Genomic DNA, 17,393 nt, shown 5'->3' with positions numbered 1-17,393 from the left:
AAAGCTTCATCGAAGATGGATGGTCTGCGCCGATCAACGCTGAGTGGCCAGACTGTCGAGGACGTGCGCCATGATTTCGGTTGCCTTTTTCAGCGTATCTTCATCAAATTCGGCGCCCAGCGCATCGGCCCAAACGGCCTGGTTGGTTTCTATGACAGAGAGCCTCGCGCGCCCTTCGCTGGTCAAGGCCACGAGTTTGGCACGCTGGTGATTTGGGTTGTCGGCATAGGTGACGAGGCCCTCGGCCTCAAGCACGTCGGCCAGTCGTTGGACGCCCTGCCTGGCAACACCCAGTAATTTTGCGATTTGGGCCACCGACATGTTCTCGTGGCGAGCGCCTGCCAAGACTTGCCACCGGGCACTTGTCTGGCCCGCAGGCTTGGCCATCTGATCGCCAGCGGCGGTCAGATGGCCGGCCAGCTTCAGCGCGGTAATAGCGAAGGCCGAAAAAGCGTCACCGGCCGAGGTACGTCTCGGCCTTTCGCCATTGACAACATGTTGTCTTTTTTGTATCTCAATCATAATGACAACATATTGTCATATTGACCTATGCAGTGCAACGAACAAGTGGCTGCGCGAAGGGGATTTGAGATGAGAATGACCCACAAAGGAAGCTGCCATTGCGGCAAAGTGCGATTCGAGGCGGAACTTGATCTTGCTGCCGGCACGACGCGCTGCAATTGCTCCATCTGCGCCAAGAGGCGTTATTGGGGCGCACGCGTCTCGCCGGAAGACTTTCGGCTTGTCGCCAACGAGGCCGATGTCGGCGACTATCAGTTCAACACCATGAGTACCCACAATCGCTTCTGCAGGACCTGTGGGGCCTCACCTTACGGCCACGGCTATATCGAACAAGCCGGCGGCGCCTTTGTCTCCATCAACATTGCGTGCCTCGATGATGTGGCGCCTGAGGAATTGGCCCGCCTGCCGGTCCAGTACATGGACGGCCGTCATGACAATTGGTGGGTTGTGCCCGAGGTGACGAGCTATCTTTAGGAGATCCTGAGCTAGATCGCCTTGACCAGCCGCAGCAGCCCGAGCATCTCGACATAAGTCCCTTCGCGGAAGGCGATGTAGACCGGCTCCTCCACGCCATGGAAGCGGCGCTTGAACGCCGCCTGGCCCTGCAGGTTGAACCGGCGGCGATTGACCCATGGCGAGTCATAGGCGCGCTGGAAGGCATTGCGCCAGAAGTCGCTTTCGGCAAATCCGCTTGGCCCGATGTCGAGCATCGGCGACAGGCCGAGCGTGACGACCGAGATGCCTTCCTCCCTGAAACGATCGACGGCGAATTTGGTCAGGCCGATCTCGGCATGCGGCGAAGCATCGAGATGCTTGCGCTTGAAGGCGGTGGTGTAGCCGATGACCTTGCCGTCGCGACACAGCGGATCGAAGTCGAGCAGGGCGACCAGGTCGCCGTCCGGGTCGTGCAGGACGAAGCGGCGCATGTCGGTTCCGAGATGGTCGTAAAACGGTCGGTTGAGGAAACCCATTTCCGTTCGCTTGACGATGCGGTTGCCGCGCCAGTTTCCGGAAAGCCGTGCGATCTCGTCGAGGAAGACCGTCCGCCTGTCCTCGTCAAAGGAGAAGCCCTTTTTCAAGAGCCAGCGCTCGGAATAGCGCACGGTTTCGTTGCGCTTTCCGGAAAAATCATGTTCGGGCAGGTTGAGGCGGGTGTCAACGCCCAAGCGATTGATCTTGTAGCCGAGCCCGGCCAGCACACGCGCGGTCTGCTCGCCGATCTGCACGAACCATGGGCTCCCGGCAGTATCGACGAAGCGCCTGATGTAGTCGGGCCGATGGGCCGGAGCCACCACCGGATCGCCGAGCGCGAAATGATGCTTCATCTTGGTGCCGAAGGCGATGTAGCCGTCGGCATCGCCGAAATAGGAGAGCCTGCCCTGGACCGCGGTCGAATAGGCAAGCGAGAAATCGCCATGCCGGCGAACCAGTGCCAGGCGCTCGACATGAGTCAGATCATGCCGTTCCACCTTGGGCGCCGCGCCTTCGAGCAGGCGATCAAAATAGATGCGCAAGGGGGGCATGGTCGAACTTCCGCGTGCCGGTTGCTGCGCCGCATGTCCTGTCGGACAGGCAGGGAACGCTGCACCACTTGATTTTACGCACAACCCTTCGCCGAGAACGATCCCGTATTCGGGGCCATGCACTCATACGAAACCCGCCAGCCCACGGACCTCGAATCAATCGCATTGACGCGACCTGATTATCGACCATATCGCGCAAGTGCCATATAGGGCGCAACTGGCGGGAATGCATCGAAAAGGATTCGCGACGCAATGGCGGTAACAACGACCGGGCCGGCGGCAAACGAGCCGGTGATCGTCATAGGCGCGGGCGCCGCCGGGTTGGCGGCGGCCGACGCGCTGCGCGGCCGTGGTGTGCCTGTCGTCATTCTGGAAAGGGAATTTCGGCTCGCCGAGCCGTGGCGGCGTCGGCACGAACAGCTGCACCTCAACACCCACCGTGCGCTTTCCATGCTGCCGGGGCTCCCCTACCCGTCCCGCACCCCGGCATTTCCGCACAAGGGCGTCATCGTTGATTATCTGGAACGGTTTGCCGCCGAGCGGGGCCTTGTTGTCGAATTTGGCACGACGGTCGAGCGCATCGAACGCAAGGATGGCGGGTGGCTTGTGCACACCGCCGAGGGCGCGCGCCGGGCCAGCCAGGTGATCGTGGCCACGGGGCGTGACCGCTTGCCGTGGATACCGGACTGGGACGGGATACAATCCTTTCAGGGCCAGCTCATCCACGCCGGCGATTTCGGCGCGGCTCAGGCCTATGCGGGCAAGAGCGTGCTGGTGGTGGGCGCCGGAAATTCAGGCTTCGACGTCCTCAATCATCTTTCCGGCGTTGAAACCGGGAAAATCTGGCTGTCGGCAAGGCAAGGCCCGTCGCTGCTGCCCAAGCGGGTCGGCAGCGTGGCCGTCCATCGCTTCGCCGGCATCATGGCGCGATTGCCGACATCCATTGTCGACATGATGATCTCGGCAACGCAGCGTCTCATCTTTGGCGATCTCACGCGCCACGGCCTGCCGCCGGCGCCCAAGGGCGGTGCCAGCCGCCTCGGCGCCGAGCAGATCGCCATCGCTGTCGATGATGGCGCCGTCGCGGCACTCAAGGCCGGCCGCATCACGGTGGTCGCGCCGGTGGCGTCCTTCAGCGGCAAAAGCGTGCGGCTGAACGACGGCAAGGTCATCGAGCCGGACGTGGTGATCGCGGCGACAGGCTACCGCAGCGGTCTCGAAACCATGGTCGGCAATCTCGGCGTCCTCGACGCCAAGGGCGTCTCGAAAGCCAATGGCGGCGCGTCAACCGGGCAACCCGGCCTGTGGTTCATCGGCATGCGGCCGAGCCTTACCAGCTATTTCCATAGCGCCGGAGTCCAGGCCCGCGCCATCGCCAGGCAGATCGCAGCGGCGAGATGACGCCGCCAGCGCCATCTTCGAGTGCTATTTCAGCACTTTCCCATCGGCGCCGAAGCGGTATGTCCTGGTCGGATCCGGCGTCGCATAGAGGGTCGCGCCGGGTTCGGCGTCATAGACGCCGAAGATGCGAACGGTGATCAGCCCGGCCTTCTCGCAGTCGAGATAGAGGTTGGTGTCGGCGCCGAGATGCTCGGCGTGAACGACGGTCCCCTTCCAGGTCCCGGATTTCGGATCGACGGTCAGGTGCTCGGGACGAACGCCGATCGTCTTGGCCGTCTCGCCAAGGCGGGCGCCATCGATGAAGTTCATCTTCGGTGAGCCGATGAAGCCGGCGACGAACTCGTTGGCGGGTGAGTTGTAGAGCTCCATCGGGCCGCCGATCTGTTCGATCTTGCCGGCGTTGAGCACGACGATCTTGTCGGCCAGCGTCATCGCCTCGACCTGGTCGTGGGTGACGTAGATCATCGTCGCCTTCAGCCGGCGATGCAGCTGCGCGATCTCCAGCCGCGTGTTGACGCGCAGCGCCGCGTCGAGGTTGGACAGCGGCTCGTCGAACAGAAAGAGCTTGGGTTCGCGCACCACGGCGCGGCCGATGGCGACGCGCTGGCGCTGGCCGCCGGACAGTTCGGCCGGCCGCCTCCCGAGATAGGGCTCCAGCGACAACATCGACGAAGCGATGCCGATGCGCCGCTCGATCTCGGCCGCCGGCGTGCCCGCCTGCTTGAGGCCAAGGCCCATATTGTTCTTCACCGTCAGGTGCGGGTAAAGCGCATAGGTCTGGAACACCATGGCGATGCCGCGCTTGGCCGGCGGTATGGTGGAGACGTCCACGCCGTCGATCACCACCCGGCCCGAGGTCGAATCCTCCAGTCCGGCAATGACCCTGAGCAGGGTCGACTTGCCGCAACCCGACGGGCCGACGAAGACGACGAATTCGCCATCCGTCACCTCGAGGTTGATGCCCTTCAGCACCTCGACCGGCCCGAAGGCCTTCTTTACGTTCTCGATGTTCAGCGAGCCCACGGCAGTCCTCCAAATTGATATGCGGGAGCCAAGGCACCCCGCTCTGGCCTGCCGGCCATCTCCCCCTCAAGGAGGGAGACTGGCAGCTTAGAGGTCTCGCGCCACTTTGCAGCGCTGACGATTGGCGAAAGCAGCACCGACATCTGATCTCCCCCCTTGAGGGGGAGATGGCCGGCAGGCCAGAGGGGGGCGTCGTAAAGCGCAACCCCTGACGATAACTCCGCTGTCACAGACGCACCGCCTTTCCACTGCGCACGCTCTCATCGGCGGCAAGGCAGACGGCGAGCGATTTCACCGCGTCGTCCATGTGTTTGGTCAGATCCAGATCCTCGCGGATCGCCTTCAGCACGAAGGCCTGTTCGAGGTCGCAGAGATCCTGATGGCCGGGCTCGCCCTGCATCGACAGCATCTCGTCCGGCTTGGTGAACTTGCCGTCAGGGCCGGTGGCCGCACTGTGCAGGCGGATGGTCGATGTCTTGGTGTGGGTGTCGATGTCGTCGGACTTGACGCCCTCCTTCATCACGATCGACACGCAGCCATTGGGCGAAATCACGTCCTTCACGAAGAAGGCGGTTTCGGAAATCATCGGCCCCCAGCCGGCCTCGTACCAGCCAACCGAACCGTCGTCGAACAGCACCTGCAGATGGCCGTAATTGTACATCGACGGCGCGATCTCTTCGGTCAGACGCAGCCCTATGCCGCGCACTTCGACCGGCTTGGCGTCGGTGATCTGCAGCATGACGTCGAGATAGTGCACGCCGCAGTCGACGATCGGCGAGGTCGTCCGCATCAGCTGCTTGTGCGTCTTCCAGGTGTGGCCCGAGGATTGCTGGTTGAGGTTCATGCGGAACACATAGGGGCCGCCGAGCTTGCGCGCCTCGGCGATCAGCCTGATCCAGGACGGGTGATGGCGCAGGATGTAGCCGATCACCAGCTTCTTGCCGTTGGCCTTGGCGGCCGCGACGACGCGTTGGGCGTCAGCCACCGTCGTTGCCAGCGGCTTTTCGACGAAGACGTGGCAGCCGGCCTCGAACGCCCGAACCGCATAATCGGCATGGCTGTCGGAGTAGGTGGCAATACAGGCGATGTCAGGCTTTTCGTCGCGCAGCGCGTCGTCGAAGGAGCGCTTGATGCCATAGCTGGAAAGCCCTTCCGGCAGCGGCGCGCCGGAACGGTTGATCAGCGCCGCGATCTCGAAGCCCGGATTGTTGTGATAGGCCAGCGCATGGCTGCGGCCCATATTGCCGAGCCCGGCGACGACTACCCGTAGAGGATTTTGGGGGCGAAGGGGTGTCTGCGAACTCACTTGACTGCTCCGGAGGTGATGCCGCGGATCAGTTGCCGCGAGAAGATGACGTAGAGGATCAGCACCGGCATGATCGCCAGCGACAGTGCGGCCAGTATGGCGTTCCAGTTGGTGACGAACTGGCCAAGGAACAGCTGCGCGCCGAGCGTCACGGTCTTGGTTTCTTCCGACGGCGCCAGGATCAGCGGGAACCACAGATCGTTCCAGATCGGGATCATGGTGAAGACGGCGACGGTCGCCATGGAAGGCCGCACCAGCGGCAGCACCAGCCGGAAGAAGATGGTGTATTCGGACAGCCCGTCGATGCGGCCGGCGTTCTTCAAATCGTCGGACACCTGTTTCATGAATTCCGACAGGATGAAGACGGCCAGCGGCAGGCCCTGCGCGGTGTAGACCAGGATCAGCGACGTTAGCGTGTTGACCAGCCCGCTCGCCACCATCAGTTGCAGGATGGCGACGGTGCCGAGCCTGATCGGGATCATGATGCCGAGCGCCAGATAGAGCCCCATCAGCGAGTTGCCGCGAAAGCGATATTCCGACAACGCGAAGGCGGCCATGGCGCCGAACAGCAGCACGAAGAACAGCGAGGCGACGGTCACGACCAGGCTGTTCTGGAAATAGTGGATGAAGTCGCCCTGGCCGATGACGGTGGTGTAGCCGATCAGGTCGAAGGTTTTCGGCGTTGGCGGCGTCAAGGGCGCGCCAAAAATGCCGGCGCGGGATTTGAACGAATTCATCACCACCAGGATCACCGGAAACAGCGCGATCGCCGTGTAGGTCAGCAAGATCGCGTGGGCGCCGATGGTGCGGGGCAGGGAACGGGTAGCCGTGCTCATCTCTTGCCCCTCAGAACTGGTAGCGACGCAGGCGCGTCTGCACGAGGAACAGGTAGACGCAGACACCGCCGAGGATGATCAGGAACATCATCGTGGCGATCGCCGCGCCCATGTTGGGGTCGCCGACCTGCAACTGGAAGCCGAAGAAGGCGCGGTAGAGGAAGGTGCCGAGAATGTCGGTGGAATAGTTCGGCCCGGCGAGCGCCCCTTGCGCGGTGTAGATCAGGTCGAAGGCGTTGAAATTGCCGACGAAGGTGAGGATCGAGATGATGCCGATCGACGGCAAGATCAGCGGCAGCTTGATCTTCCAGAACTGCGACATGCCGGTGATCCCGTCGCATTCGGCCGCCTCGATCACCTCTTCGGGGATCGACAGCAGCGCGGCGTAGATCAGCATCATCGGGATGCCGACGAACTGCCACACCGAGATCAGGCTGAGTGCCGTCAACGCATACTGCTCCTTGCCGAGCCATGGCGTGAACAGGCTTTTCAGGCCGACCAAGTCCATCAAATGCGGCGCCACGCCCCACAGCGGCGACAGGATCAGCTTCCAGGCGAAGCCGACGATAACGAAGGACAGGATCGTCGGCACGAAGATCGCCGTGCGGTAGAAGACGGCGAATCTCAGCCTGGGGCTGGACAGCAGCGCCGCCAGCATGACGCCGATCGGGTTCTGCACCAGCATGTGGATGATGAAGAACCAGGTGTTGTTCCTGAGCGCATTCCAGAAACCCACCGACCAGTTGGGGTCGCCGAACAGCGTGCGGAAATTTTCCAGCCCAGCGAAGACTTGGTGCTGCTCGATGTTGCGGAACAGCGAGAGCTGCAGCGTGCCGGCCAGCGGCAGGATCATGATCGCCGTGTAGACGAGCACGGCCGGCGCCAGGAAGACGCCTATGTGCCAGCGGAACGGTCGTTTCGGTCGTATTTCTGCGGCCATGAGTTCGGTCCCCGCCGTCTCTCGGTTCTAAAGGGTGTGATAATAGAAAAGGCCTCGATGCACTGCCCGTGTCCGTCCCCGGAGGAGGACAAGGCTTGCGACAAGTCAGCTAGCCTTGCCCGGAGAAGAAGAGGGTAAGGCCGGGAGGCGGTGCCGACAATCGCAATCTGGGATAATCCGAAGCCGGCCGGGCATGCGCCCAGCCGGCTCCTTTGCCTGAGGTCTTACTTTGCCGGCTTGTACCAGCTGTCGAGACCGGTCTGCAGCTTCTTGGCGGCAGCTTCCGGCGTGTCGGTGCCATTGATGACGTTGGCCGATTCAACCCACGTCTCGTTCTCGAGGTTCGGCGTGCCGCGCGACAGGATCTGGTAGGTCGAGCGGATCGTCGACTTGCACTTGCCGCGCCAGGAGACGAATTCCTGCGCCAGCGGGTCCGCCATCTTCACCGGAGTGGAGTTCAGGCTGAAGAAGCCAGGCAGTGCGTTGGCGTAGATGGTGGCAAAGTCCGGCGAGGCGACCCAGGACAGGAAGGTCTTGGCCGCATCGGCATTCTTCGAGGCTGCGTTCAGGCCCATGCCGATATCGGTATGGTCGGAGATGTAGCAGGTGTCGCCTGCCTTCTGCACCGGCGGCGGGAAGGCGCCCATCTTGAACTGCGCCTGCGTGTTGAACAGGCCGATTTCCCATGAGCCGGCCGGGTAGATGGCGGCGCGGCCGAGCGTGAACAGGTTCTGGCTGTCCGGATAGGTCTGCGCTTCGAAGCCGTCGCCCAGATAGGGCTTCCACTTCGCGAGTTCGGCATAGGGTGCGACCCAGTCGGCGTCGGTCAGCTTCTGCGTGCCCTTGATCAGGGCCGCACGGCCTTCCTCACCCTTCCAGTAGTTCGGGCCGATGTTCTGGTAGCCCATGGTCGCGGCTTCCCAGAGATCCTTGGTGCCCATCGCCATCGGGATGTAGGTGCCATCGGCCTTAATCTTGTCGAGCGCGGCGTAGAACTCCTCATTCGTAGTCGGGATCTTGATGCCGAGCTTGTCGAAGGCGTCCTTGTTGTAGATGAAGCCGTGGATGACGGAGGCCATCGGCACGCAGAAGCTCGCCTTGCCGTCGTCGGTCTGCCAGGCGGCCTTGGCCACGGGCGAGAAGTTCTCCATGCCGGGCAGCGAGGTCAGATCAGCAAGGTTGCCCTTCTTGAACAGTTCAAGCGACTTGTCGAACGGGCGGCAGCTGATCAGGTCGCCAGCCGAGCCGGCGGCGAGCTTGGCGCCGAGTGCTGCGTCATATTCAGTTGGAGCCGATGGTGCGAACACCACCTTGATGCCGGGGTTCTTGGCTTCGAAAGCCGGGATCAGCTTGTCCTTCCAGATGGCAAGGTCGTCGCCGCGCCAGCTTTCGATGTTGAGCGTTACGTCGGCGGCATAAGCCACTCCGGCCGAGCCGAGAATGCTTGTACCGAGAAGAAGTGCCGTCAGTAGTTTCGTTTTCATGCTCAGTCTCCCTGTTGACCTTTTTCAGGTTCGGTTTTGATGAGAACAGGGGTTTTTGGTCCCTTGCTCCCCTCGATCGCGGAAAGGGCGGGCCGCAGCTTCTGGCCGGTCCCTTCCAGTATCTTCTCGGCCGCGTCGGCGCTGGCGGCGCCGGCGGCGAGCAGAATGGCTGTCTTGACCGCGCCGCCGCTCTTTTCCAGCAGCCGCGCCGCGTCGTCCTTGCCTCGCCCGCTGATGGCGGCCACGATGCGCGCCGCGCGGTCGCGCAGCTTGATGTTGTCGGCCATGAGGTTGACCATGTAGCCGTCATGCACATGGCCAAGATGGATGGCGGTCAGCGTCGACAGCATGTTGAGCGCGATCTTCTGGGCGGTGCCGGCACCCATGCGCGTCGAGCCGGCGATCACCTCCGGCGGCGTTTCGAGCAGGATGGCGACGTCAGCCAGTCGCAGCAGTGGCGTGTCCTTGTTGTTGGCGATGCCAATGGTTGCCGCGCCACGGCGCCGTGCGTCCTCGATGGCCCTGACCGCATAGGGTGTCGAGCCGCTGGCGGAGATGGCGATCAGGCAGTCACCCTTGCCGATGCCTGCATTTGCGACGGCAGCCGAGGCTTCGTCGGTGTCGTCCTCCGGGCCGCCGGCAAGAGTCTTGAAGGCGTCGTCGCCGCCTGCGATCAGGATGGCGATGCGGTCCCTCTGGATGCCGAACGTGCCGGGCAGTTCCAGCGCATCGGCCAGCGCCATCAGGCCGGAACTGCCGGCGGCGGCATAAGCGAGCTTGCCACCACTGTTCAGGCGGTTCGCGATCACTTCGGCGGCACGGGCAATGGCTGGAATGGCGCCGCGCACGGCCTTGGCGGCCTCGATCTGCGCATCGGCGAGCGAGGAAAGGATGGCGTCCGGGGCCTGGATATCCAGACCCCTGGCATTCTGGTGAAGCGCTTCTGTGCGCGTTTCGGCCATCCCATTTCCTCCAACCTCGGAAACAATACCAAAAAAATACCACTTGTCCACACGCATTAACGGATTCGCGGTTCGGAAATCAATGAGCCGGCGAAATGTATAGGTTTTTCAATAAAATACGCCTTAATCTTTTTGAAACGGAAATTAATCCTTGGCTATTGGTATTTTATTGGTATTATCGATCCGGAGGAGAAATCGCGTGAATTTCGTGCTCGGTATCGATGGCGGCGGCACCAGCTGCAGGGCCGCCCTGGCAACAGCGGACGGCACGGTCGTCGGTCGCGCCAAGAGCGGCGCCGCCAATATCCGTACTGACCTCACCGGCGCTCGGTCGAACATCGTCGAGGCGGCGCGGCAGGCATTCATCGCCGCCGGCCAGGATCCGGAATTGATCCCGCGAACCCCTGCCATTCTCGGCCTCGCCGGCGCCAATGTCGGCACCTACCGGCAGCAGCTTGAAGCAATCCTGCCGTTCAGCATCAGTCGCGTCGAGACCGATGCCGAGATCGCGCTGGAAGGCGCGGTCGGGTCGGGCGACGGCGCCATGGCTATCCTCGGCACCGGTACCGCCTATATGGCGCGCCGGAACGGCACGTCGCGCGCGATCGGCGGCTGGGGGTTCCAGGTCGGCGACCAGGGCAGCGGCGCTCGCATCGGCCGTGACCTTCTGGAGCAGACGCTGCTTGCCTATGACGGCGTCCGCGAGGGTTCACCGCTGACACAGAGCATGCTCGCCGTTTTCCGCGACAATCCGGAGGACGTGGTCGAATTCACCACCAATGCCAAGCCCGGCGATTTCGGCGGCTTCGCGCCCAAGGTGTTCGAGCACGCGGTGAAAGGCGACATCGTCGCCAACTGGATCCTCGACAAGTCAATCGCCGATGTCGAAGCCTCGCTCGGCGCGCTCGATCTCGCTGACGATGCGCCGCTCTGCCTGCTCGGCGGTCTGGCGCCGCTCTACGCGCCGCGTCTGTCGGCACGCTACCGCGCGCTGTTGAAGCCGCCGCTCGACGATGCGCTGGGTGGTGCGGTGCAGATGGCGGCCCGTCTGTTCGCCAAGGCGGAGGCGGCTCGATGAGCGAGGCCGCCGACCAGATCTTCGCCACGCTGAAACAATCGTCGCAGAGCGGCGCGCCGCTCTATCTTCAGCTCCGCAAGAGCATCGAGGACGCCGTCAATCGCGGCCTGATCGGACCGGGGGACGCGCTGCCTTCCGAGCGTGACATCGCCACCAAGGCCGACATTTCGCGCGTCACCGTGCGCAAGGCGGTGCAGGACCTCGTCAAGGGCGGCATCCTCGTCCAGCGCCATGGCTCCGGCACCTTCGTCGCGCCGCGCATGGAACGCGTCGAGCAGTCGCTGTCGCGGCTGACCTCCTTCACCGAGGACATGGCCCGGCGCGGCATGGCGGTGCGCTCGGCCTGGCTCGACCGTGGCCTTTACGCCCCTTCGCCCGACGAGATGATGGTGCTCGGCCTGTCGTCGAACGAGCTCGTGGCGCGCGTGGCGCGCCTGCGCATCGCCAACGACACGCCGCTGGCGATCGAACGCGCCTCGCTGTCGGCCAGCGTGCTGCCCGATCCGGCGGGGATAGGTTCCTCGCTCTATGCGGCGCTTGAGACAACCGGAAACCGGCCGGTGCGTGCGGTGCAGCGCATTTCCGCCGCCAATCTCGGCGATGGTGACGCGCGCCTGCTCGAAGTGCCGCCCGGCGTCGCCGGCCTGCACATCGAGCGTATTTCCTATCTGGCGAGCGGCAAGGTGATCGAATTCACCCGCTCCATCTACAGGGGCGATGCCTATGATTTCGTCGCCGAACTGCGGCTGACAGGGCCGAGCGAAGAGGGTCGACCATGAGTGCAGTGCCGACGATGACAACAGGGATCACCCATATGCGCCGCGAGATCGAGGAGATCCCGGAGGCCGTCGCCCGCCTGCTCGACGGCTCCGGAGCAGCGCTGACGGACGCCGGTCGCGGTATCCGCGAACGCGACCCGCATTTTGTCGTTACCGTGGCGCGCGGCTCCTCCGACCATGCCGCCACCTTCATGAAATATGCCGTGGAGCTCACCGCCGGTCTTGCGGTCGCTTCAGTCGGCCCGTCGATCGCTTCGATCTATGGCGCCAAGCTCAGGCTCAACGGTTCCGCGTGCCTGGCGATCTCGCAGTCGGGCAAGAGCCCGGACATCGTAGCCATGGCGGAAGCGGCAAAGGCCGGCGGCGCATTGACCGTCGCCATCACCAACACCGCCGACTCCCCGCTGGCGCGTGCGTCGGACTATTCCATCGACATCCTGGCCGGACCCGAGCGCAGCGTGGCGGCGACCAAGACCTTCATCAATTCCGCAGTCGCCGGCCTTGCCTTGATGGCGCACTCCACCGGCGACGATGCGCTGCTGGCTGCACTTGCCCGCTTGCCCGAGCATTTCCGCAAGGCGATCGCCTGTGACTGGATGAGCGTGCTGGCCGAGACGATCGAGAAGCAGAAGTCGCTGTTTATCCTGGGCCGCGGCCCGTCGGCGGCGATGGCCAACGAGGCGGCGCTGAAATTCAAGGAAACCTGCGGCATGCATGCCGAGGCCTATAGTGCGGCCGAAGTCATGCATGGCCCGCTGGCGCTGATCGGCCCGGACTTTCCGGTGCTGGCGCTGGCCGCGCGCGACGCTTCCGAACCGTCCGTCGCCGAGGCCGCCGACAGCCTGGCGGCCAAGGGCGCACCGGTGTTCGTCACCTCAGCGCTTGCCAATCGCGCCACGCGCCTGCCGCATGTCGCCACCGGACACCCGCTGACCGATCCGTTGACGCTGATCGTCTCCTTCTACATGTTCGTCGAGGCCTTCGCCCGCCATCGCGGCCTCGATCCGGACACGCCGCGCAATCTTCGCAAGGTGACGGAAACAGTATGAGCGAACGCTTTTCCCTGACTGGCGCCCGTATTTTCGACGGCGACGACTGGCATGAAGCCCATGCGCTTGTCGTGCGCGATGGCCTCGTCGAAGCCATCTTGCCTGCCGGCGCCGTCCCCTCCGATATCAGCAAGGTCGACACCGGCGGCGGCATCCTCGCGCCCGGCTTCGTCGACCTGCAGGTCAATGGCGGCGGCGGCGTCATGCTCAACGACCATCCCGACGTCGCCTCGATCGAAACCATCTGCCGGGCGCATGCGCCCTTCGGCACGACGGCGTTGCTGGCGACGCTGATCACTGACACGCCCGGGATCACCGCCGCCGCGATTGCCGCCGGGGCGCAAGCCGCGCGACTGAAGGTGCCGGGCTTCCTCGGCCTGCATCTCGAAGGCCCGCATCTGTCGATCGCCCGCAAAGGCGCGCATGACCCAAAGCTGATCAGACCGATGACGGATGCCGACCAGGCATCGCTGATCGCCGCGCGGCAACAGCTGCCTGTATTGCTGACGACGATCGCACCTGAATCCGTCGATCCTGCCCGTGTTTCCGCTCTCACGAAGGCGGGCGTTGTCATCAGCCTCGGCCATTCGGATACCGGCTATGCCAAGGCCCGCGACTTCGCCGATGCCGGGGCGTCGATGGTCACGCATCTGTTCAATGCCATGAGCCAGATCGGCAATCGCGAGCCGGGGCTTGCGGGTGCGGCGATCGATATAGACACCCTGTCCGCCGGCATCATCGCCGACGGCATTCATGTCGACCCTGCCACCATGGCGATCGCGCTCCGCGCCAAGCAGGGGCCGGCAAAAATTGTCCTGGTCACCGACGCCATGGCAACGATCGGCACCGACATGACCTCATTCACGCTCAACGGCCGTACCATTTTCCGCAAGGATGGCACCTTGCGGCTGGCCGACGGTACGCTGGCCGGCGCCGACCTCGACATGATCTCGGCCGTGCGCTTCGTCCACCGCGTCATCGGCCTCGATCTCGACGAGGCGTTGCGCATGGCCTCGCTCTATCCGGCGCAAGCGATCGGCCAGTCGCATCGGCTTGGGCGGTTCGCCAATGGCACCGCCGCCGACATCGTCGTGCTGTCGGATGACCTTGATGTCAAGAGCGTCTGGATCGACGGCGCCAACGTTTTCAAAGCGGGCGCGAAGATCTAGAACGGGTCGGCGTTTCCGTGAAACGATGAACCGCTCTGAGGAACGATCCCATGCACGAAGTCGACTGCGTTGTCGCCGGAGCGGGTGTCGTCGGCCTCGCCATTGCCAGGGCGCTTGCTCTGTCAGGGAACTCGGTGCTGGTGATCGAAAAGGCTGATGCCATCGGCACCGGCACAAGTGCGCGCAACTCCGAAGTCATCCACGCCGGTATCTACTACGAACCAAACAGCCTGAAAGCCCGGCTGTGCGTTGAAGGGCGGGAACGGCTCTACGCCTACTGCCGTGACCGAAACATCGGACACGCGCGCACCGGCAAGCTCATCGTCGCCGTCGAGCCCGTGCAACTCGACAGACTGTCGGCGATCCGGACCAATGCGGAACGCTCCGGCGTCGCCGACCTCGAATTGCTGACACGTGCGCAGGCACAAAACCTAGAACCCGCGCTGAACTGCGCCGGCGCGTTGCTGTCTCCTTCCACCGGCATCATCGACGGCCACGCGCTGATGCTGTCGCTGCGCGGCGATGCGGAAGCCGCTGGCGCATCATTTGCGTTCCTCACCACCGTTACAGGCGCCGCCGCCGGGCCCGACGGGATCGAAATCCGCACGCAGGATGCCGATGGCGAACCCTTCGCATTGCAGGCAGGCGCCCTCATCAACGCCGCCGGCCTGGACGCGCAGGCGTTGGCCAGTTGCATTGACGGCTTTCCGCAAGACCGCATTCCGCCCTTGTGGCTGGCACGCGGAAACTACTTTTCTCTTTCAGGCCGCTCGCCTTTTTCGCGGCTGATCTATCCGGTGCCTGTCGATGGCGGGCTCGGCGTCCATCTGACCCTCGATCTTGCCGGCAGCGCGCGCTTCGGTCCGGATGTCGAATGGGTCGACAGCGTGGACTACACGGTCGATCCCGTTCGAGGTGCGGTCTTCCACGACGAAATCAGGCGCTACTGGCCCGAGCTCACCGACGAAGCCCTGCAGCCGGCCTATGCCGGCATTAGGCCGAAACTGTCCGGTCCCGGCCAATCTGCCGCCGATTTCATGATCCAGGGACCTCCCGATCACGGCGCTGGCCGGCTCATCAATCTGTTCGGCATCGAGAGTCCAGGCCTGACGGCAAGCCTGGCGATCGCCGATCACGTCGTCGAGTTGCTTGATGCGCCATGACCCGGTGTCGTCGGTCTTTTTTCGTCTCAAGCGAACGTCATGAAACCTTTTGATTTCGAGGTCGTTGTCGGGGCGCATGTCCGAGGCGAAACCCAAATCGAAACCGGCCGACGGTGTTAAACCGGGCGGCGCCCCCAGCCCGCATCAGCGAAAGCCGCGGCGATCAACGCCGCCTGACGAGAAGTCGCGCGAAGAAACTCCACGCCAAAAGAAGCCACGCGGTAAGAAGGCATCGATCGTCGAAGCGGCCGCGTCCGAAATGGTCTGCGAAGCTCCGCCACCGGAAGCCGTCGAACCCGATCCGGAATTGACGGCCGAGGAAACCGAGCAGGCGCGCAAGAAATACCTGCTGCGGCGTTTCTGGATCAGCGGGCGTGGTTACTGGGGACGGCACGGCGACAAGCTCGGCTGGCCGCTGACCATAGGGCTGCTGATCCTGATCGGCGTCAATGTCGGCTTCCAGTACGGGATCAATGTCTGGAACCGTGCCATCTTCGACGCCATCGAGAAGCGTGACGCCCACACCGTTTACTTTCTAAGCGCCGTGTTCGTGCCACTCGTGCTTGGCAGCATGAGCCTTGTCGTCACGCAGGTCTATCTGCGCATGACGATGCAGCGCCGCTGGCGGTCGTGGCTGACGACGTCGGTCGTAGCGCGCTGGCTCGCCAATGGCCGCTACTACCAGCTGAACCTCGTGAAGGGCGACCACCAGAACCCCGAGGCCCGCCTTTCGGAGGACCTGCGCGTCGCCACGGAATCGCCCGTCGATTTTGTCGCCGGCGTCGTATCAGCCTTTCTGTCCGCCTCGACTTTCATCGTGGTGCTGTGGACGATCGGCGGGGCCTTGAGCTTCACATTGGGCGGCTCGACCTTCACCGTGCCCGGCTTCCTCGTCATCACCGCGGTGCTTTATGCCGCCATCACCTCCACCTCGATGTTCCTCATCGGCCGCGATTTTGTTCAGCTCTCCGAGAAGAAGAACCAGTCGGAGGCCGAATTCCGCTACGTGCTGACGCGCGTGCGCGAAAACGGCGAGAGCATCGCCTTGCTCGGCGGTGAAGAGGAGGAACGCAGCGGCATCGACAAGACCTTTGCCGGCGTGCTCAAGCAATGGGCATTGCTGACCGGCCAGCACATGCGCACGGCGGTGGTCTCTCAAGGGTCCAGCCTGTTTGCGCCGGTCGTGCCGGTGCTGCTGTGCGCGCCAAAGTTCCTCGAAGGCTCGATGACGCTTGGTCAGGTGATGCAGGCGGCTTCCGCCTTTGCCATCGTGCAGGGTGCCTTCGGCTGGTTGGTCGACAATTATCCGCGCCTTGCCGACTGGAACGCGTCGGCACGGCGCATCGCCTCGCTGATGATGTCGCTCGACGGACTCGAGCGCGCCGAACAGAGCGAAGAGCTCGGGCGCATCAAGCAAGGCGAGACCAAGGGGGAAGCGATGCTCTCCCTCGACAATCTCTCCGTGACACTCGACGACGGCACGTCCGTGGTCAAGGAAACCGAGGTCGTGGTCGAACCGGGCGAGCGCCTGCTGGTGTCCGGCGAATCAGGCTCGGGCAAGTCGACGCTGGTGCGAGCGATCGCAGGCCTGTGGCCATGGGGAAGCGGCAGCGTCAATTTCCATCCCGACAAGCGATTGTTCATGCTGCCGCAGCGGCCTTACATCCCTTCCGGGACGTTGCGCCGGGTGGTCGCCTACCCCGCTGCCGCCAACAACTGGAAGCTCGAACAGATCAAGGTCGCCCTCGACAAGGTCGGCCTCGGCTACCTCGCCGGCCGGATCAAGGAGGAAGCGCCCTGGGACCAGACCCTGTCGGGCGGCGAAAAGCAGCGGGTCGCCTTCGCGCGTCTCCTCTTGCATAGTCCCGATATCGTCGTGCTGGACGAGGCGACCTCAGCGCTGGACGAAAAGAGCCAGGACCAGATGATGGAAACGGTGATCCGTGAACTGCCCGAGGTCACCATCGTCAGCGTGGCGCACCGCGCCGAACTGGAAGCCTTCCATACCCGCAAGATCACGCTGGAGCGCCGCAAGGGTGGCGCAAAACTGGTAGGGGATATCGACCTTGTGCCCCGCAACCGCAAACGCAACCTGATCCAGCGCGCCTTGTGGGGTTCCGGCACCAGGATCGAAAAGCCGCGCAAGCTGAATTAACGC

The 17,393-nt window shown here is 63.6% G+C and carries 16 protein-coding genes; 8 read left to right on the top strand and 8 right to left on the bottom strand.

Translation table 11 applies throughout. The features are described from left to right. Positions 1 to 33: 33 nt before the first annotated feature. Positions 34 to 522, bottom strand: coding sequence for a MarR family winged helix-turn-helix transcriptional regulator (locus LGH82_RS19420; RefSeq protein WP_227344274.1), 489 nt, complete (start codon positions 520 to 522; stop codon positions 34 to 36). 69 nt (positions 523 to 591) lie between these two features. On the opposite strand from LGH82_RS19420, the gene LGH82_RS19415 reads away from it, so the two are divergent. After that, positions 592 to 996 carry a GFA family protein gene (locus LGH82_RS19415; RefSeq protein WP_227344273.1) on the top strand — a complete coding sequence of 135 codons (405 nt, stop codon included), beginning with the start codon at positions 592 to 594 and terminating at the stop codon, positions 994 to 996. Positions 997 to 1,007: 11 nt separating this feature from the next. On the opposite strand, the gene LGH82_RS19410 is transcribed toward LGH82_RS19415, so the two are convergent. Next, positions 1,008 to 2,045, bottom strand: coding sequence for a phosphatidylglycerol lysyltransferase domain-containing protein (locus LGH82_RS19410; protein WP_227344272.1), 1,038 nt, complete (start codon positions 2,043 to 2,045; stop codon positions 1,008 to 1,010). A 252-nt stretch (positions 2,046 to 2,297) separates the two neighbouring features. Here LGH82_RS19410 and LGH82_RS19405 point away from each other — a divergent pair, with 252 nt between their 5' ends. Continuing rightward, complete coding sequence (locus LGH82_RS19405; protein ID WP_227344271.1) at positions 2,298 to 3,446, top strand: flavin-containing monooxygenase; 1,149 nt, start codon at positions 2,298 to 2,300, stop codon at positions 3,444 to 3,446. 24 nt (positions 3,447 to 3,470) lie between these two features. Here the strand turns inward: LGH82_RS19405 and LGH82_RS19400 are convergent, their stop codons facing one another. From LGH82_RS19400 to LGH82_RS19375, 6 genes are all read right to left on the bottom strand, one after another. Beyond that, on the bottom strand, positions 3,471 to 4,469 hold the full coding sequence (locus LGH82_RS19400) for an ABC transporter ATP-binding protein (RefSeq protein WP_319799884.1): 999 nt from the start codon (positions 4,467 to 4,469) through the stop codon (positions 3,471 to 3,473). A 226-nt stretch (positions 4,470 to 4,695) separates the two neighbouring features. After that, positions 4,696 to 5,775, bottom strand: a complete 1,080-nt coding sequence (locus LGH82_RS19395; protein ID WP_227344270.1) for a Gfo/Idh/MocA family protein — start codon at positions 5,773 to 5,775, stop codon at positions 4,696 to 4,698. Then, positions 5,772 to 6,611 carry a carbohydrate ABC transporter permease gene (locus LGH82_RS19390; RefSeq protein ID WP_227344269.1) on the bottom strand — a complete coding sequence of 280 codons (840 nt, stop codon included), beginning with the start codon at positions 6,609 to 6,611 and terminating at the stop codon, positions 5,772 to 5,774. The genes LGH82_RS19395 and LGH82_RS19390 overlap by 4 nt, the downstream gene beginning before the upstream one ends. Before the next feature lie 10 nt (positions 6,612 to 6,621). Beyond that, positions 6,622 to 7,551 (bottom strand): carbohydrate ABC transporter permease, encoded by a 930-nt coding sequence (locus tag LGH82_RS19385; protein ID WP_227344268.1) that lies wholly within the window; start codon positions 7,549 to 7,551, stop codon positions 6,622 to 6,624. A 224-nt stretch (positions 7,552 to 7,775) separates the two neighbouring features. Further along, positions 7,776 to 9,035 carry an ABC transporter substrate-binding protein gene (locus LGH82_RS19380; protein ID WP_227344267.1) on the bottom strand — a complete coding sequence of 420 codons (1,260 nt, stop codon included), beginning with the start codon at positions 9,033 to 9,035 and terminating at the stop codon, positions 7,776 to 7,778. 2 nt (positions 9,036 to 9,037) lie between these two features. Next, positions 9,038 to 9,997 (bottom strand): N-acetylmuramic acid 6-phosphate etherase, encoded by a 960-nt coding sequence (locus tag LGH82_RS19375; protein ID WP_227344266.1) that lies wholly within the window; start codon positions 9,995 to 9,997, stop codon positions 9,038 to 9,040. A 199-nt stretch (positions 9,998 to 10,196) separates the two neighbouring features. Between LGH82_RS19375 and LGH82_RS19370 the strand changes: the two genes are divergently transcribed. The 6 genes from LGH82_RS19370 (at position 10,197) to LGH82_RS19345 (ending at position 17,390) form a co-directional block, all read left to right on the top strand. Further along, positions 10,197 to 11,075 (top strand): N-acetylglucosamine kinase, encoded by an 879-nt coding sequence (locus LGH82_RS19370; RefSeq protein ID WP_227344265.1) that lies wholly within the window; start codon positions 10,197 to 10,199, stop codon positions 11,073 to 11,075. Further along, positions 11,072 to 11,854, top strand: coding sequence for a GntR family transcriptional regulator (locus LGH82_RS19365; protein WP_227344264.1), 783 nt, complete (start codon positions 11,072 to 11,074; stop codon positions 11,852 to 11,854). The genes LGH82_RS19370 and LGH82_RS19365 overlap by 4 nt, the downstream gene beginning before the upstream one ends. A gap of 14 nt (positions 11,855 to 11,868) precedes the next feature. Next, the gene (locus LGH82_RS19360) at positions 11,869 to 12,903 is read left to right on the top strand and encodes an SIS domain-containing protein (protein WP_227349635.1); all 1,035 of its coding nucleotides are present in this window, start codon (positions 11,869 to 11,871) and stop codon (positions 12,901 to 12,903) included. Next, a complete protein-coding gene (gene nagA, locus LGH82_RS19355) occupies positions 12,900 to 14,072 on the top strand; it encodes an N-acetylglucosamine-6-phosphate deacetylase (RefSeq protein WP_227344263.1) in 1,173 nt (390 codons plus the stop codon). The genes LGH82_RS19360 and nagA overlap by 4 nt, the downstream gene beginning before the upstream one ends. Before the next feature lie 50 nt (positions 14,073 to 14,122). Further along, a complete protein-coding gene (locus tag LGH82_RS19350; RefSeq protein WP_227344262.1) occupies positions 14,123 to 15,235 on the top strand; it encodes an NAD(P)/FAD-dependent oxidoreductase in 1,113 nt (370 codons plus the stop codon). A 76-nt stretch (positions 15,236 to 15,311) separates the two neighbouring features. Further along, positions 15,312 to 17,390 (top strand): ABC transporter ATP-binding protein/permease, encoded by a 2,079-nt coding sequence (locus LGH82_RS19345; RefSeq protein ID WP_227344261.1) that lies wholly within the window; start codon positions 15,312 to 15,314, stop codon positions 17,388 to 17,390. The last annotated feature ends 3 nt before the right edge of the window (positions 17,391 to 17,393 follow it).

This window comes from Mesorhizobium sp. PAMC28654, from assembly GCF_020616515.1.
GTDB lineage: Bacteria > Pseudomonadota > Alphaproteobacteria > Rhizobiales > Rhizobiaceae > Mesorhizobium.
This window is presented reverse-complemented; position numbering and strand designations above follow the sequence as displayed.

Excerpts from the sequence above, each read along its gene's own strand:
- LGH82_RS19420 (WP_227344274.1), bottom strand. The coding sequence starts at position 522 with ATGATTGAGATACAAAAAAGACAACATGTTGTCAATGGCGAAAGGCCG.
- LGH82_RS19415 (WP_227344273.1), top strand. The coding sequence starts at position 592 with ATGAGAATGACCCACAAAGGAAGCTGCCATTGCGGCAAAGTGCGATTC.
- LGH82_RS19410 (WP_227344272.1), bottom strand. The coding sequence starts at position 2,045 with ATGCCCCCCTTGCGCATCTATTTTGATCGCCTGCTCGAAGGCGCGGCG.
- LGH82_RS19405 (WP_227344271.1), top strand. The coding sequence starts at position 2,298 with ATGGCGGTAACAACGACCGGGCCGGCGGCAAACGAGCCGGTGATCGTC.
- LGH82_RS19390 (WP_227344269.1), bottom strand. The coding sequence starts at position 6,611 with ATGAGCACGGCTACCCGTTCCCTGCCCCGCACCATCGGCGCCCACGCG.
- LGH82_RS19385 (WP_227344268.1), bottom strand. The coding sequence starts at position 7,551 with ATGGCCGCAGAAATACGACCGAAACGACCGTTCCGCTGGCACATAGGC.
- LGH82_RS19380 (WP_227344267.1), bottom strand. The coding sequence starts at position 9,035 with ATGAAAACGAAACTACTGACGGCACTTCTTCTCGGTACAAGCATTCTC.
- LGH82_RS19375 (WP_227344266.1), bottom strand. The coding sequence starts at position 9,997 with ATGGCCGAAACGCGCACAGAAGCGCTTCACCAGAATGCCAGGGGTCTG.
- LGH82_RS19365 (WP_227344264.1), top strand. The coding sequence starts at position 11,072 with ATGAGCGAGGCCGCCGACCAGATCTTCGCCACGCTGAAACAATCGTCG.
- LGH82_RS19360 (WP_227349635.1), top strand. The coding sequence starts at position 11,869 with ATGACAACAGGGATCACCCATATGCGCCGCGAGATCGAGGAGATCCCG.
- nagA (WP_227344263.1), top strand. The coding sequence starts at position 12,900 with ATGAGCGAACGCTTTTCCCTGACTGGCGCCCGTATTTTCGACGGCGAC.
- LGH82_RS19350 (WP_227344262.1), top strand. The coding sequence starts at position 14,123 with ATGCACGAAGTCGACTGCGTTGTCGCCGGAGCGGGTGTCGTCGGCCTC.
- LGH82_RS19345 (WP_227344261.1), top strand. The coding sequence starts at position 15,312 with ATGTCCGAGGCGAAACCCAAATCGAAACCGGCCGACGGTGTTAAACCG.